At 70.8% G+C, this 15,797-nt stretch carries 11 protein-coding genes; 1 reads left to right on the top strand and 10 read right to left on the bottom strand.

All coding sequences use genetic code 11. The features are described from left to right. From BWR60_RS25805 to BWR60_RS25790, 4 genes are all read right to left on the bottom strand, one after another. Window positions 1–800, bottom strand: an 800-nt coding sequence (locus BWR60_RS25805; protein WP_088154368.1) for an acetylpolyamine amidohydrolase, incomplete at its 3' end; no start/stop codon positions are given. 135 nt (window positions 801–935) lie between these two features. Beyond that, a complete protein-coding gene (locus BWR60_RS25800) occupies window positions 936–2,774 on the bottom strand; it encodes a beta strand repeat-containing protein (protein ID WP_429913042.1) in 1,839 nt (612 codons plus the stop codon). Further along, window positions 2,690–7,522, bottom strand: coding sequence for a beta strand repeat-containing protein (locus tag BWR60_RS25795; RefSeq protein ID WP_088154363.1), 4,833 nt, complete (start codon window positions 7,520–7,522; stop codon window positions 2,690–2,692). Before BWR60_RS25795 ends, BWR60_RS25800 begins: the two co-directional genes overlap by 85 nt. A gap of 225 nt (window positions 7,523–7,747) precedes the next feature. Further along, window positions 7,748–8,023, bottom strand: coding sequence for a M10 family metallopeptidase C-terminal domain-containing protein (locus tag BWR60_RS25790; RefSeq protein WP_088154361.1), 276 nt, complete (start codon window positions 8,021–8,023; stop codon window positions 7,748–7,750). 489 nt (window positions 8,024–8,512) lie between these two features. On the opposite strand from BWR60_RS25790, the gene BWR60_RS25785 reads away from it, so the two are divergent. Beyond that, window positions 8,513–10,018, top strand: a complete 1,506-nt coding sequence (locus BWR60_RS25785; protein WP_218823679.1) for a PLP-dependent aminotransferase family protein — start codon at window positions 8,513–8,515, stop codon at window positions 10,016–10,018. An 8-nt stretch (window positions 10,019–10,026) separates the two neighbouring features. Here BWR60_RS25785 and BWR60_RS25780 read toward each other — a convergent pair whose 3' ends face one another. The 6 genes from BWR60_RS25780 to BWR60_RS25755 all read right to left on the bottom strand — a co-directional run bounded on the left by BWR60_RS25780 (window position 10,027) and on the right by BWR60_RS25755 (window position 15,796). After that, on the bottom strand, window positions 10,027–10,950 hold the full coding sequence (locus BWR60_RS25780; protein WP_088154359.1) for a dihydrodipicolinate synthase family protein: 924 nt from the start codon (window positions 10,948–10,950) through the stop codon (window positions 10,027–10,029). 66 nt (window positions 10,951–11,016) lie between these two features. Continuing rightward, a complete protein-coding gene (locus tag BWR60_RS25775; RefSeq protein WP_088154357.1) occupies window positions 11,017–11,985 on the bottom strand; it encodes an ABC transporter ATP-binding protein in 969 nt (322 codons plus the stop codon). Window positions 11,986–11,987: 2 nt separating this feature from the next. Then, window positions 11,988–13,004, bottom strand: a complete 1,017-nt coding sequence (locus tag BWR60_RS25770; RefSeq protein ID WP_088154355.1) for an ABC transporter ATP-binding protein — start codon at window positions 13,002–13,004, stop codon at window positions 11,988–11,990. Window positions 13,005–13,011: 7 nt separating this feature from the next. After that, entirely contained in the window at window positions 13,012–13,938 is a 927-nt protein-coding gene (locus BWR60_RS25765; protein WP_088154353.1) for a dihydrodipicolinate synthase family protein, read from the bottom strand. A 14-nt stretch (window positions 13,939–13,952) separates the two neighbouring features. Next, window positions 13,953–14,837 (bottom strand): ABC transporter permease, encoded by an 885-nt coding sequence (locus tag BWR60_RS25760; protein ID WP_088154351.1) that lies wholly within the window; start codon window positions 14,835–14,837, stop codon window positions 13,953–13,955. Continuing rightward, window positions 14,837–15,796 carry an ABC transporter permease gene (locus tag BWR60_RS25755; RefSeq protein ID WP_088154349.1) on the bottom strand — a complete coding sequence of 320 codons (960 nt, stop codon included), beginning with the start codon at window positions 15,794–15,796 and terminating at the stop codon, window positions 14,837–14,839. The genes BWR60_RS25760 and BWR60_RS25755 overlap by 1 nt, the downstream gene beginning before the upstream one ends. Window position 15,797: the final 1 nt, after the last annotated feature.

Raw genomic sequence — 15,797 nt, 5'->3', positions numbered from 1 at the left:
CCGCCCGACATCGCGCCGGTCGCCAGGTTCACCGACACCCCGGCCGCCGAGCTGAGATAGACGGCGGTGTCGATGCCGGCCCCGCCGCCGGTCTCGCTTTCATGGCCGACATACCAGGGGTAATAGCGGTTCGGGTCGCCATGCACCGAGGCGACGAAGACATCCGCGCGATCCCAGAAGATGCCCTGCGTGCCGTTGCCGTGATGGGCGTCGATGTCGATCACGGCGACCCGCGCGGCGCCGCGGTCGCGCAGCCGCTGCGCCGCCACCGCCGCGTTGTTCAGATAGCAATGGCCGCCGGCCCGGGCGGCATAGGTGTGGTGTCCCGGCGGGCGGGCCAGCGCATAGGCGGCACGGCCGGACGCCGCCTCGTCGGCTGCTGCGGCAGCGCAGGAGGCGGCGGCGACCGAAGCCGCCCAGGTCGGCGGCCCGATCGGGCAGGAGGTGTCGGCCGTGTACCAGCCGAGCTTGCCGACAATGGTGCCGGACGGCCTGGCACCCTGGGCCAGCATCTCCGGGCTCGGATGGATGTTCGCCACCAGCTCGGGCCCATGGTCGGGCAGCGCCGACCACTCGGCCCAGGCCTGCTCCAGGAAGTCGAGATAGTCCGGCGTGTGCACCGACTGCAGGGTGGCACGGTCGACCGCCGGCGGCTCGACCACCTCGAGCCGCATCTCCCGCACTGCGGCCAGCAGCGCCTCGGCCCGGGCCGGCACCTCGAAGTTGCGACGCAGCTGCCCGCGCTGCAGGAAGAATTGCGGCGCATGGCTGCGCTGGATGTCGTTCCAGAAGACCTTCATCTCACCGTCCCGTTCGTCGAAGGACGCCGCGCCGGCCCGGCCGCCGCGAAGTCGCCGCCGCATCGTGCCGGGACTGGCGGCGCTCGGCCACGGGAATCTGGAAGGGAGAGAGGCCCGTGCCTCCCGGTCTCTCGGCTACAGCACGAAGTCGCTGGCCGTCAGGGCGTGGTCGGCGGTGACGTTGATGGCGAAGTCGGGAGCCTTGTCGCCATTGGCGTCGACATAGACCACCTGGATCGACCCGGCCGTCACCACCCGCAGCTCACCGGCATGGCCGGTGAAGGCGCCGGTGCCGAAGGTGAAGGCGGTGTCGCCGTTGCCGCCATTGCCGTCGGCATCGATCGCCGACAGGTCGATCTTGTCGCCCGTCGAGAAATCCACGATGCCGTCCTTGCCGATACCGGAGACCGCGCTGTCCGACAGCGCGGTGTAGACGAACCGGTCGTTGCCGGCCCCGCCCTTCAGCGCATCGCCGCCCCCGCCGCCGGTGAGGACGTCGTCGCCGGCCAGGCCCCACAGCGTGTTGGCGTTGGCGTCGCCGGTCAGCGTGTCGGCGAAGGCGGAGCCCTGCACCTGCTCGACGCCGCTCAGCGTATCGCCCGCGGCGTCGCCGCCCGACATCGCGCCGGTCGCCAGGTTCACCGACACCCCGGCCGCCGAGCTGAGATAGACGGCGGTGTCGATGCCGGCCCCGCCGACGATGGTGTCGGCCCCGCCATCGCCCTCGATCGTGTCGTTGCCGTCGCCGCCGTCGATGGTGTCGTCGCCCGCGCCGCCATAGACATTGTCATGGCCGGCCTCGCCGAAGACCTGGTCGTTGCCGGAGCCCGCATCGACGCTGTCATTGCCGGTGCCGCCATGGATGGTGTCGAGCCCATCGCCGCCGACCAACCGGTCCGCACCGTCACCGCCGTCGAGGTTGTCGTCGCCGGCCTCGCCCGAAAGGCTGTCGTCGCCGCCATTGCCGACGAGGGTGTCGTCGCCGAGCTCGCCGCCGATAATGTTGCGGCCGTTGTCGCCCGACAGATGATCGTCGTGGCTCGACCCATACAGGTTCTCGATGCCGCGCAGCACATCGCCCTGGGCGTCGCCACCCGAGGCCGCGCCGGTCAGCAGGTTGACCGTGACCGCCGCCGTCGAGCCCTGGTAGTTGGCGAAGTCCAGGCCGGCGCCGCCGTCCAGGATGTCGGCCCCGGCGCCGCCGCGGAGTTGGTCGTCGCCGCCGCCGCCGCTCAGCGCATTGGCCGCGGCCAAGCCATACAGCCGGTCGGCGGAGGCGGAGCCGGTGACATTCTCGATGCCGGACAGGGTGTCGCCCTGGGCATCGCCACCCGTGCCGGTGCCTGCCGCCAGGTCGATGATGATCCCGGCCGCGGAGGCCACGTAGTCCGCCGTATCCACCCCGTTCCCGCCGGTCAGGATGTCGGCCCCGGCCCCACCGCGGAGCAGATCGTCACCGTCGCCGCCGTCCAGCGCATTGGCCCCGGCATCGCCGACCAGCGCGTCGGCGAGGGACGAGCCGGTCAGGTTCTCGATGGATGTCAGGGTATCGCCCTGGGCGTCGCCGCCCGTGGCGGTGCCCGCCGCGAGATCGATCGCGACGCCCGCGGCCGAGCCGGCATAGCTGGCCGTGTCGCTGCCCGCGCCGCCATCCAGCACGTCGGCCCCGGCACCGCCATTGAGCACATCGTTCCCGGCGACACCGCTGAGGGTGTTGGCCGCGGCATCGCCGGTCAGGATGTCGGCGAAGTTCGAGCCGGTGAGATTCTCGATGCTGTTGAAGGTATCGCCGGTGGCATCGCCGCCATTGGCGGTGTTGGTGGCGAGATTGATCGTGACGGCCGCGGCGGAGGCGCCATAGGCGGCCGTGTCGYTGCCGGCCCCGCCGATCAGGGTGTCGGCGCCGCCGCGGCCCGCGAGCACGTCGTCGCCGGCGCCGCCGTCCAGCACATTCGCCCCGGCCTCGCCGTTGATCGTGTCGGCGAAGGCCGAGCCGATGACGTTCTCGATGCTGCTGAAGCTGCCAGCACATTCGCCCCGGCCTCGCCGTTGATCGTGTCGGCGAAGGCCGAGCCGATGACGTTCTCGATGCTGCTGAAGCTGTCGCCCTCGGCATCGCCGCCCGTCGCGGCGTTGGCGGAGAGGCTGACACCGACGCCCGCGCTGGAGAGGGCATAGGAGGCAGTGTCGGTGCCGTTGCCGCCCCGCAGCGCATCGGCGCCGCCGCGTCCCTGAAGCGTGTCGTTGCCGTCGCCGCCGTTTAGCACATTGGCCCCGACGTCGCCGGTCAGCGTGTCGTTGAAGGCCGAGCCGGTCAGGTTCTGGACGTTGCTCATGGTGTCGCCCGCGGCGTCGCCGCCCGAGGCGGCGCCGTTGACCGTGACGACGACTGCGGCGCTGGACCCGGCATAGCTTACCGTGTCGATGCCGGCGCCACCGGCCAGGGTGTCGGCCCCGGCGCCGCCCTGGAGCAGATCGTCGCCGTTGCCGCCGGCCAGGACATTCGCCCCGGCGTCGCCGGTCAGCGTGTCGTTCAAGGCCGAGCCGGTGACGTTCTCGATCGCCGTCAGCGTGTCGCCCTGGGCGTCGCCGCCAGTGCCGGTTCCGGCCAGCAGGTTGACCGTGACACCCGCGGCGGAGGCGGCATAGACCGCCGTGTCGGTGCCCGCGCCGCCGTCCAGCGTGTCGGCCCCGGCGCCGCCCTGGAGCACGTCGTTCCCCGCGACGCCGCTGAGGATGTTGGCCCCGGCATCGCCGGTCAGGGTGTCGGCCTGGTTCGAGCCGGCGAGATTCTCGATGCCGTTGAAGGTGTCGCCGGCGGCATCGCCGCCCGTGGCGGTGTTGGTCGCAAGATTGACGTTGACGGCCGCGGAGGCGATGTAGTCGGCCGTGTCGCTGCCGGCTCCGCCGATCAGGGTGTCGGCGCCGCCGCGGCCGGCCAGCAGGTCGTCGCCGGCGCCGCCATTCAGGACGTTCGCCCCGGCGCTGCCGTTGATCGAATCGGCGAAGGCCGAGCCGATGACGTTCTCGATGCTGCTGAAGGTGTCGCCCGCGGCGCCGCCCGATGTGCCGCCGGACGAGAGGCTGAGGCCGATGGCCGTGGCGGAGGCGGCGTAGGAGATGGTGTCGGTGCCGTTGCCGCCCTGCAGCACGTCGGCGCCGCCGAGGCCCTGGAGTATGTCGTCGCCATTGCCGCCGGCCAGGACATTCGCCCCGGCGTCGCCGGTCAGCGTGTCGTTGAAGGCCGAGCCGGTCAGGTTCTGGATGTTGCTCATGATGTCGCCCGCGGCGTCGCCGCCCGAGGCCGCACCGTTGACCGTGACGACGACGGCGGCGCTGGACCCGGCGTAGCTTGCCGTGTCGATGCCGGCGCCGCCGGCCAGCGTGTCGGCCCCGGCGCCGCCCTGGAGGACATCGTCGCCGTTGCCGCCGGCCAGGACATTCGCCCCGGCATCGCCCGTCAGAGTGTCGTTCAGGGCCGAGCCGGTCAGATTCTCGATGCCGGTCATGGTGTCGCCCGCGGCGTCGCCGCCCGAGGCGGCGCCGTTGACCGTGACCACGACCGCTGCGGCGGACCCGGCATAGCTCACGGTGTCCGTTCCGGCGCCGCCGGTCAGCACGTCGGCCCCGGCGCCGCCCTGGAGCAGGTCATCGCCGTTGCCGCCGTTCAGCACATTGGCCGCGGCGCTGCCGGTCAGCGTGTCGGCGAAGGCCGACCCGATCAGGATCTCGATCGCCGTCAGCACGTCGCCCTGGGCATAGCCGCCCGCACCGCTGCCGGTCGCCAGATTGACCGTGACGCCCGCGGTCGACGTGGCATAGGTCACAGTGTCGACACCGGCGCCGCCATCCATCAGATCAGCGCCCTCGCCGCCGTCGAGCAGGTCGTCCCCGCCGGCGCCGGAGAGGGCGTTGAACCCGGCATTGCCGGTCAGGATATCGGCGTGGTTGGAGCCGCTGACGCCCTCGATGGTGGTGAAGGTGTCGCCCTGGGCATCGCCGCCGGTCGCGGTGTTGGTCGCGAGGTTGACCGTGACGCCGACGGAGGACGCGATGTAGTCGGCCGTGTCGGTGCCGAGCCCGCCCTGCAGGTTGTCCGCGCCACCGCGGCCCGACAGCACGTCGTCGCCGGCGCCGCCGATCAGGACGTTCGCCCCGGCACTGCCATCGATGCTGTCGGCGAAGGCCGAGCCGGTGATGTTCTCGATGCCGTCGAAGCTGTCGCCCTGGGCATCGCCGCCCGACGCGGTGTTGGTCGACAGGCTGACCGTGATGCCCGCGGCGGAGGCGGCATAGGTCACCGTGTCCGTGCCCGCGCCGCCGATCAGCGTGTCGGCCCCGGCGCCGCCGGCGAGCAGGTCGTTACCGGCACCGCCGTCGAGGATATTGGCCCCGGCATCGCCGGTCAGGCTGTCGGCCTGGTTCGAGCCGGTGATGTTCTCGATGCTGTCGAAGGTGTCGCCGGTGGCATCGCCGCCCGAGGCGGTGTTGGTCGCGAGGTTGATCGTGACGCTGCCGGTCGCGATGTAGTTGGCCGTATCGCTGCCGGCACCGCCGCGCAGGGTGTCCGCACCGCCGCGGCCCGCCAGCACGTCATCGCCGGCGCCGCCATCCATGACATTCGCCCCGGCGCTGCCGTTGATCGTATCGGCGAAGGCCGAGCCGATGACGTTCTCGATGCTGCTGAAGCTGTCGCCCGCGGCGTCGCCGCCTGACGCGCTGTTGCTGGAGAGGCTGAGGCCGATGGCCGCGGCGGAGGCGGCGTAGGAGATGGTGTCGGTGCCGTTGCCGCCCTGCAGCGCGTCGGCGCCGGCGCCGCCCTGGAGCGTGTCGTTGCCGTCGCCGCCGTTGAGGACATTGGCCCCGGCATTGCCGGTCAGCGTGTCGTTGAGGGCCGAGCCGGTGACGTTCTCGATTGCCGTCAGCGTGTCGCCCTGGGCGTCGCCGCCGGTGCCCGCGCCGGTCAGCAGGTTGACCGCGACCGCCGCGGCCGAGCCGGTGTAGTCGGCGGTGTCGGTGCCGTTGCCGCCGTTCAGGGCATCGGCCCCGGCGCCGCCGCGGAGCAGGTCGTTGCCGTCGCCGCCGCTCAGCGCATTGGCGCCGGTCGAGCCGACCAGCGTGTCGTTCAGGGCCGAGCCGGTGGCGTTCTCGATGCTGGTCAGCGTGTCGCCCGCGGCATCGCCGCCGGAGACCGCCGCGGTCTGCAGGTTGACCGACACGGCCGCGGCCGAGCCGGTGTAGTCGGCGGTGTCCGCGCCGTTGCCGCCGTTGAGGACATCGGCGCCGGCGCTGCCGCGGAGCGTGTCGTTGCCGTCGCCGCCGGCCAATGTGTTGGCCCCGGTGTTGCCGATCAGCGTGTCGTTCTGGGCCGAGCCGGTGAGGTTCTCGATGGCCGTCAGCGTGTCACCGGCGGCGTCGCCGCCGGATCCCGTGCCGGTCTGCAGATTGACGGAGACCCCGGCCGTCGAGCCGGCGTAGTCGGCGGTGTCCGTGCCGGCGCCGCCGTCCAGCGCATCGGCCCCGGCCCCGCCGCGAAGCAGATCGTTGCCGTTGCCGCCGGTCAGCACGTTGGCCGCGGCGCTGCCGATCAGCGTGTCGTTGAAGGCCGAGCCGATGAGGTTCTCGACAGCGATCAGCGCGTCGCCCTGGGCGTCGCCGCCCGAGCCGGTGCCGGCCGTGAGATTGGCGGTCACCGCGGCAGCCGACGCGGCGTAGGTCGCCGTGTCGACGCCGTTGCCGCCCTGCAGCGAGTCGGCCCCGGCGCCGCCGTTAAGCAGGTCGTCGCCATTGCCGCCGCGAAGCCGGTTGGCCCCGGTGTTGCCGATCAGCGTGTCGGCGAAGTCCGAGCCGTCGAGATTCTCGATCGCGGTCAGCGTGTCGCCGTGGGCGTGGCCGCCCGTGCCGGTGCCGGTGACCAGGCTGACGGTCACCGCGACGCCGGACCCGCCATAGGCGGCGGTGTCGACGCCGGTGCCGCCATTCAGCACGTCGGCGAGGTCGCCGCCCTCGAGCGTGTCGTCGCCGGCGCCGCCGCTGAGCGTGTCGTTGCCGGTGCCGGCGATGCCGGCGTAGCTGTCGCCATACAGCGCGTCATCGGCGTCGCCACCGTTGAGCGTGTCGTTGCCGACGAATCCGGCCAGCGTGGTGTTGACATTCTGGTTGGCGATCAGAATGTCGCTGAAGTTCGTGGCCAGGATCCATTCGAAGCCGGACAGGGTAACGCCCCCGGTCGCGGTCCCGGCGACCAGGTTGATATTCATCGATCCGTTCCAGGCGCGGGCGTCGAGGATGTCCTGGGTGCCGCTGCCGCCGATCAGCGTGTCGGCGCCACCGCTGATCTGGATGTAGTCGTTGCCGGCGCCGCCATCGATCCTGTTGGTCCCGGTGTCGCCGGCGATCTGGTCGTTGAAGGCGCTGCCGATCACGGCCTCGAAGCCGGTCATGGTGTCGCCCACGGACTCGCCGAAGATGCCGGTGGAGTTCAGGGCCAGGCCGATGCCCGCGGTGGCGTTGGCGTAGCTGACCGTGTCGAAGCCGGCGCCGCCGCTCATGGTGTCGGCGCCCAGGCCGCCTTGGATGATGTCGTTCCCGCCAAGGCCGCTCAGGATGTCGTTGCCGCCGCCGCCATTGATGATGTCGATGCCGTCCGGGTTGGCCGCATCGCCCGGGCTGGTGCCGGTCAGCGTGTCGTTTCCGGCAGTGCCGTTGAGGGTCTGGGTCACGGAACTTCCTCCTGCTTCGGGCGCCGTTGATCCCAGTGGAACAGCCGGGCTGAAATGCGCCCCAGTTGGCCGGGGCCTGAAAATTAGGAAAGATTTAGCAGAGACTCTGCATATTATGTTAGGCAAATCGCGCGGGCAGGAATCCTGTTCGCTTCTGCGCCGTAAACCGCGTCCGCCGCCGTTCTACGAGGATACCCGGCCGCTCCCGGCGGCCGGGCCGCATCATCAGAGCACGAGGCCGCTGGCCGTCAGGGCATGATCGGAGATGACGTTGATGGCGAAGTCCATCGCCTTGTCGCCATTGGCGTCGACATAGACCAACTGGATCGCCCCGGCCGTCACCACCCGCAGTTCGCCCGCCGTGCCGGTGAAGGCGCCGGTGCCGAAACTGAACCCCGTGTCGCCATTGCCGGAATTGCCGTCGGCATCGATCGCGGACAGGTCGATCCTGTCCCCGGTCGCGAAGTCCAGGATGCCGTCCCCGACACCGCGCTGTCGCACAGGGCGGTGTAGACGAAGCGGTCGTTGCCGGCCCTGCCCTTGAGTGCATCGCCACCCGCGCCGCGCCGCCGAGACCGGACAGGGTGTCATTGCCGTCCAGGCCGTCGATGAAGTCGATGCCGTCGGGATTGGATGCATCGCCCGGATTGGTGCCCGTGATCGTGTCGTTTCCGGGAGTGCCGTTCAGAGCCTGAGTCATAGGTGCTCTCTTGCTGGATAGTGCCGTCCACCCTCCGGCGCCGGATCATCCGCCGCCGCGGTGGACTCGTTTCTGGGATCTTGCACCGGGCCGGTCGTGGCCGGCTTTCCGATACGACGCAGGAAGGTTAACCTACGGGATGCATATCCCCTCAGGTCCAGATGGGGCAAATTAATGGGTCCAGATGCGGCTCCGATGAGTCCAGATGGTCCCTCTCGATGAGTCCAGATTGCACCGGATGGTGAAATACGATTTTATTCAGTCAAGGTTTGTGGCGCGGGAGAGGGCGCGTGGCGGCCGACGACATTCTGTGGCGGCAGTTGCTGACGCTGTCGCGCCGGCCCGACCTGACGCTGCAGGCGCAGTTGCGCGGCGCCATCGCCCAGGCGGTGCTGGACCGGCGGCTGCCGCCGGGCGCGGAGCTGCCGTCGTCGCGCCGGCTGGCGGAGATCCTGGGGATCAGCCGCAACACCGTGATCCAGGCCTATGAGCAGCTGACCCAGGAGGGCTTCATCTCGGCGCACAGCCGGTCGAAGCACATGGTCGACCCGGCGGCGCTGGAGAATGCGGCGCGGGCGGCCGGGGTGCGGCCCGACGAGCCCGGCCGCCGGCCGGACTGGACCGCGCGGCTGACCAGCCGCCCGTCGCGCACCCGGCATGTGATGAAGCCGACAGACTGGTACAATTACCGGTTCCCCTTCGTCTACGGCCAGCCGGACCCGACCCTGTTCCCGATCACCGAGTGGCGCGAGGTGGTGCAGCTGTCGCTGCGCTCGGTCGCCATCCGCGACTGGGCCGGCGACCGGGTCGATGCCGACGACCCGCTGCTGATTGAACAGTTGCAGAAGCGGATCCTGCCGCGGCGCGGCATCTGGGTGTCGCCGGACCAGATCCTGGTCACCGTCGGGGCGCAGCAGGCGCTGTACCTCGCCGCGTCGCTGCTGCTGAAGCCGGAGCGGACGGTCGGGATCGAGCAGCCGGGCTATCCCGACATCCGCAACCTGTGCCGGCAGTTCGGCGCGCGCATCCAGCCGCTGCCGATGGACCATCACGGGCTGAAGCCGACCGGCAGCCTGGCCGAGTGCGACATGCTGTTCGTGCAGCCGAGCCACCAGAACCCGACGACGGTGACCATGCCGCTGCAGCGGCGGCAGGAGCTGCTGCAGGCGGCGTCGGCGCACGACCTGGTGATCGTCGAGGACGACTACGACAGCGAGCTGACCTTCGTCGGCGAGGCCACACCGGCGCTCAAGGCGATCGACCGGGAAGACCGGGTGATCTATGTCGGCAGCCTGTCCAAGACCCTGGCCCCGGGGCTGCGGATGGGGTACGTGGTGGCGGCCCCGGAATTCATCACCGAGGCGCGGGCGATGCGGCGGCTGACCGCGCGACACCCGCCGGCCAACAACCAGCGCGCCGTGGCGCTGTTCCTGCAGCTGGGTCATCACGATGCCGCGATCAAGAAGCTGATCGCCGCCTATCGCGAGCGCGCCGACGCGATCGGCGAAGGACTGCGCACCCATCTGCCCGAATTCGAGTTCCGGCTTCCCGCCGGCGGATCGGCGCTGTGGGCCGAGGGGCCGGCCGACGTGTCGATGAATGCGGTTGCCGCCGCGGGCGCACCCCAGGGGCTGCTGATCGACCCCGGCGCGGTGTTCTTCGACCATCCTGTGCCGCCGGAGAACTTCCTGCGCTTCGGCTATTCCTCGATCACGGTCGACCGCATCGACCCCGGCATCCAGCTGCTGGCCCGGCTGGTCCGGGCCGAACGGCACGGCGGCCGGCAGGCCAGCTGAACGCGCCCCTACGCCGCGAACAGCTCCGGCATCATCGATTGCGCCACCGGGCGGAGGCGCAGGGCCTCGGCGTCGTCGATCCAGCGATACGGGCGGCGCAGCCGGGTGCCGACCGGCCCCCAGCCGCCGATCGCCGCCAGCAGCTTGTCGAGCGCGGCGTTGGAGTATCCGTGCAGGCTCCGGAACGGCACGACATGCTCGTCCATGAAGCGGCAGATCCGGCGCTCCAGGTCGAGCGCGCCTTCGATGTCGACCGCCATCCGGTCGGTCCAGGCCTGGGCCCCGGCCGGGCTGAGGCACGCGACGTTGGAGAAGGCACCGGCGGCGACGCCCTGCTTCATGCCGGTCGCGAGGTGGTGGCCGGGGATGAACAGCGCGGTGCCGGACAGGTGCTGCTTCGCCGCCGCGTACCAGGCATCGTCGCCATCGGCGAGCTTGACCCCGGCCACCGCCGGCGCCGCCCGGACGAGTCGGCCGAGCTCGTCCGGCGCCAGCACGCGCTTGGCATGCGGCGGGTTGTAGAGGATCAGCGGCACCGGGCCGGCCGCCTCTGCCATCAGCTCCAGGAAGTCCAGGGCTTCCGCCTCGGTCACCGGCCACCAATCCGGCAGCACCACCTGGATCGCCGCCGGGCCGAGGTCCCGCGCCAGCGTCACCCGCTGCCGCGCCAGGCTCGGGTCCGGCTGGCAGGCGCCGATCACAAAGGGCATGCCGGCGGCTCGGCATCTCTCGGCCAGCAGCGCCTGGATCGCGGCATATTCCGCCTCGGTCTGGTTGTGCAGCTCGCCCGCGGTGCCGTTGGAGTAGATGCCGTCGACCCGTGCCGCGACCACCAGGTCGATCTCCTCGGCCAGACGGCCGAAATCGATGCTCTCATCCGCCGCGATCGGCAGCAGCAGCGTCGCCCAGTTGCCGCGCAGCATGTCGCTCATTGTGCCTCCTCGAGATTCTTAACGCCGTCATTGCTTCGCTGCGCTCGCAATGACGGGTGGGCCAGGTCATCGGCTGACATCCTGCCGGATGCACGCCTTGAAGTGGCCCGGCTCTACCTCCTCCAACACCGGCACCTCGCGGGCGCAGGCCTCGACGGCATGCGGGCAGCGGGTGCGGAAGACGCAGCCCGAGGGCGGGTTGGCCGGGCTGGGGATGTCGCCCTTCAGGATCTGGCGCTGGCGCGGCCGGTCGGGGTCCGGCTCCGGGATCGCCGACAGCAGCGCGCGGGTGTAAGGGTGCTTCGGCGCGGCGTAGAGCCGGTCGCTCGGCGCGATCTCCATGATCCGGCCGAGATACAGCACGATCACCCGGTCGCAGATGTACTCCACGACGGCGAGGTCGTGGGAGATGAACAGCATGGTCAGGCCGAGGCGCAGCTGCAGGTCGCGCAGCAGGTTGACGATCTGCGCCTGCACCGAGACGTCGAGGGCCGAGACCGGCTCGTCCGCCACCAGGAACTCGGGCTCCAGCGCCAGGGCCCGGGCGATGCCGATGCGCTGGCGCTGGCCGCCGGAGAATTCGTGGGCGTAGCGCTCGACCGCATCGGCCGGCAGCTCCACCGCCTCCAAAGCCGCCCGTGCTTTCGCCAGACGCTCGCGGCCGGTGCCGATGCCCTGGATCGCCAGGCCTTCGGTCAGGATCTCGCCGATGGTCATGCGCGGCGACAGGCTGGCAAAGGGGTCCTGGAAGATGTACTGCATCCGCCGCCGCTGCCGGCGCATCTCGCTGTTTGACAGCTTCGTCAGGTCCTGGCCGTCGAACACCACCTCGCCGGCCGTCGGCTCGATCAGCCGCAGCACCGACCGGCCGATCGTGGTCTTGCCCGAGCCGGATTCACCGACCAGGCCCACCACCTCGCCGCGGCCGACCTCGAAATGGATGTCGTCGAGCGCGCGCACCACCGGGCCGCGGCCGAAGGCGCCGGGGCCGAAATGCTTGGCTAGGCCGCGCACGGCGAGAAGCGGATCGGCCATGGTCAGAGCTCCTGCCAGCGGATGCAGCGGCTGGTGTGGCCGGGCCCGATTTCGGCCGGCGGCGGCACGGCGGCGCGGCAGGCCTCGACCACATGCGGGCAGCGCGAGGCGAAGGCGCAACCGGGCGGCATGGCGGCCAGGCTGGGCACGGTGCCCGGGATGGTGGCCAGCTTCTCCCCCGCTGCCTTCAGCCGCGTCGCCTCGCCCAGCTTCGGCACCGAGGCAAGGAGGCCGATGGTGTAGGGATGGCGCGGATGGCGGAACACCTCGCGCACCGGCCCGGTCTCGACGATCCGGCCGGCATACATCACCGCCACGCGATGGGCGATTTCCGCCACCACGCCGAGATTGTGGGTCACGAACAGCACCCCCATGCCGCGCTGGTCCTGCAGCCGGCGCAGCAGGTCGAGGATCTGCGCCTGGATGGTGACGTCGAGCGCGGTGGTCGGCTCGTCCGCCAGCAGCAGGGTCGGGTCGCAGGCCAGCGCCATGGCGATGGTGGCGCGCTGCCGCATGCCGCCCGACAGCTCATGCGGATACTGCGCCGCCCGCCGCTTCGGGTCCGGGATGCCGACGCTGTCGAGCAGGTCGACCGCCGCGGCCCAAGCCGCCTTGCGGTCGCGGCCGAGATGGATGCGGACCGGCTCCGCGATCTGGTCGCCGATGGTGTAGACCGGGTTCAGGCTGGTCATCGGTTCCTGGAACACCATGCCGATGTCGTTGCCCCGGATCCGGCGCCGCGCCTCGCCATCCAGCGTCGCCAGGTCCCTGCCCTGCCCGTCCTTGCCGCGGAACCGGATCGACCCCGCGGCCACCCGGCCCGCCTTGGCCGGCAGCAGCCCCATGATGGAGAGGCTCGTCACCGACTTGCCGGAGCCGGACTCGCCGACCAGTGCGACCGTCTCCGCCGGCCGGATGGACAGGTCGAGATCCGCCACCGCGGTCACCTCGCGCCCGCGGATGCGGAACACGGTCCGCAAGCCGCTGACGTCGAGGATGGGGTGCTGAGCCTCTGCCATAGGGTCCTCAGCCCAGCAGGCCGGTCGCCTGCAGGATCGCCTCGACCTTCGCGGCCTCGGCGTCGTTCAGCGCCCGCTGCGGCCGGGCCATGACATTGGTGTCGATGATGCCGAGGCGGCGCATCGCGGTCTTGAAGCCGCCGACCCCGGCCGACCCGGCGCTGGTGCGCGGCAGGCTGACCCAGACGATCTCGAACAGCCGGCACAGCCGCTCCTGCTCCGCCCGCGCCGCCGCCCAGTCGCCCTTGCGGCAGAGGTCGTAGAGGCGGACATAGCCATGCGGATCGACATTGGCGAGGCCGGGCACGATGCCGTGGGCGCCGGCGGCCAGGACGGAATCGCAGACGATCTCCGACCCCGTCATCATCGAGAACTCGGGCTTGTCGGCCAGGTCCATCAGGGCGAAGCGGAAATTGCCGTCGTCGCCGCTGGAATCCTTCAGCCCGGCGATGGTGCCCTCACGGGCGAGCGTGACCACGCCGGCGCGGTCGAGCTTGACGTGGACGCAGACCGGGATGTCGTAGGCGATGACCGGCACGTCGATGCCGTCGCGGACATAGCGGAAATGGTCGACGATCTCCGGCTGGCTGGTGCGGGCGTAGAAGGGCGCGGTCACCACCACGGCGGCGACGCCGATCGACTGCGCCACCTTGGCGTGGCCGATGACGCGGTCGGTGGTCGGGTCGATCACCCCGGCCAGCACGGGCACGCGGCCGTTCGCGACCTTGACCGCATGCTCCAGGATCTGCCGGCGCGTCGCCTCGTCATGGAACACCACCTCGCTGGTGGAGCCGAGCACGAACAGCCCGTGCACGCCGCCGCCGATCAGGTGCTCGAGCACGCGGGTGAAGGACGGGTAGTCGACCTGGAAATCCGCGGTCAGCGGGGTGACGACGGGCGGGACGACGCCCTGGAAGGCTGGGGCTGAGGCCATGATGGTCTTTTCGGTCAGTTGAGTTCGGAACGTGGGTCGAAGGCGTCGCGCAATCCGTCGCCGACGAAGTTGATGGCGAGCACCGTGATCACCAGGGCGGCGCCCGGGAACAGCCACTGCCAGGGGTACTGCTCCAGCACCACGGTGCTGCGGGCGGCGTTCAGCATGTTGCCCCAGCTCGCCTCCGGCGGCGGCACGCCGAGGCCGAGGAAGGACAGCCCGGCCTCGAGCAGGATGGCGGCGGCGATCTGCAGCGTGGCGTAGACGACGAGGATGTCGATCGAGTTCGGCAGGCCGTGCCGCCACAGCAGGTGGCCGAGGCCGGCCCCCATGCCGCGCGACGCCACCACGAAGTCGCGCTCGCGCAGCTCCATCAGCCGGGCCCGCACCATGCGCGCCAGCACCGGCCAGGACAGCAGCGAGATGACGATGATGGTCGGCACGATGCCGGCACCGGTGATCGACGCCAGGACCAAGAGCGAGATCACGGGCGGCAGCGTCATGGCGAGGTCGACGAAGCGCATGATGGCGGCATCGGTGAAGCGCCCGGCCATGGCCGCGATCGACCCGACCAGGAAGCCGATCACCACCGAGATCGCGACCGAGACCACGGCGACCAGCAGCGAGATCCGCCCGCCCTGCAGCACACGGGCCAGGATGTCGCGGCCGACGCCGTCGGTGCCGAGCCAATGGGCGGCGCTGGGGCCCTTGTTGAGGGCCAGCAGGTCGATGTCGTTCGGCTTGTGGCCGAGGATCAGCGGATAGCAGACGATCAGCACCAGCATCGGCACCAGGATGGCGATGCCGGCCAGCGCCGCGCCATTGGCGGCGAAGCGGCGGAAGGCACGGGCCAGCGGGCCGTTGCCGCCGCGGGGTCGGGAGGTTTCCGCGATCGCCATCAGGCCACCTGGATGCGCGGGTCGATCGCCGCATAGGCGATGTCGGTCAGCAGGTTGGCCAGGATCACGCAGGTGCCGACCACCAGCGTCGCCCCCATGATCACGGGATAGTCGCGGGTCTCGACGGCATTGACCAGCAGCAGGCCCATGCCCGGCCAGTTGAAGACGCTTTCGAGGAAGATGGCGCCGCCGACGGCGATGCCGATGGTCGACCCGATCAGGGTCACGACCGGCAGCAGCGCGTTGCGCAGCGCGTGCTTCACCACGACCCAGAACTCCTTCACCCCCTTGGCGCGGGCGGAGCGGACATAGTCCTGGTTCAGCACCTCCAGCAGCGAGGCGCGCATGTAGCGCATGATCAGCGCGGCATGGCCGATCGACAGCAGCAGCGCCGGCAGGATCAGGTGGCTGATGAGATCGCCGAGCGAGAACGGCGCGCCGGGGGTCAGCATGCCGCCGGACGGCGCCCAGCCCAGCAGCACCGAGAAGACGTAGAGGCCGACCAGCGCGGTCAGGAAGGCCGGGCTGGAGATGCCGAGGAAGGCGCCGACCGACAAGCCGAGATCGGTCGCCGAGTTGCGCCGGACGGCGCCGATGATGCCGGCGCCGATGCCGACGACGATGGCGATCGCCAGCCCCGTCCCCATCAGCAGCAGGGTCGGGCCGATGCGCTGCGCCACCAGCCCCAGCACAGTCTCGCCATTGCGCTGGAGCGAGAAGCCGAGGTCGCCGCGCACCGCCCCGCCCAGCCAGGCCAGGTACTGCACCGGCAGCGGCTGGTCGAGGCCGAGACGGGCGCGCACGGCGGCCATCTCCTCCTGCGACATCGCCACATTCGGGTTGATGTAGGCGTCGATCGGGTCGCCGGGCGCGAGCCGGAGCAGGATGAAAATCAGCAGGCTGAGGGCGATCAGCATGCCGACCCCGACCGCGAGGCGACGAAGGCAGTAGTTCACCATG

It is taken from the genome of Inquilinus limosus (genome assembly GCF_002195995.1).
In the GTDB taxonomy this organism is placed as follows: domain Bacteria; phylum Pseudomonadota; class Alphaproteobacteria; order DSM-16000; family Inquilinaceae; genus Inquilinus; species Inquilinus limosus_C.
The sequence above is the reverse complement of the archived record's forward strand: the minus strand, read 5'-3'. Positions and strand labels throughout refer to the sequence as shown.

Excerpts from the sequence above, each read along its gene's own strand:
- BWR60_RS25775 (WP_088154357.1), bottom strand. The coding sequence starts at position 11,985 with ATGGCCGATCCGCTTCTCGCCGTGCGCGGCCTAGCCAAGCATTTCGGC.
- BWR60_RS25770 (WP_088154355.1), bottom strand. The coding sequence starts at position 13,004 with ATGGCAGAGGCTCAGCACCCCATCCTCGACGTCAGCGGCTTGCGGACC.
- BWR60_RS25755 (WP_088154349.1), bottom strand. The coding sequence starts at position 15,796 with ATGGTGAACTACTGCCTTCGTCGCCTCGCGGTCGGGGTCGGCATGCTG.
- BWR60_RS25765 (WP_088154353.1), bottom strand. The coding sequence starts at position 13,938 with ATGGCCTCAGCCCCAGCCTTCCAGGGCGTCGTCCCGCCCGTCGTCACC.
- BWR60_RS25780 (WP_088154359.1), bottom strand. The coding sequence starts at position 10,950 with ATGAGCGACATGCTGCGCGGCAACTGGGCGACGCTGCTGCTGCCGATC.
- BWR60_RS25760 (WP_088154351.1), bottom strand. The coding sequence starts at position 14,837 with ATGGCGATCGCGGAAACCTCCCGACCCCGCGGCGGCAACGGCCCGCTG.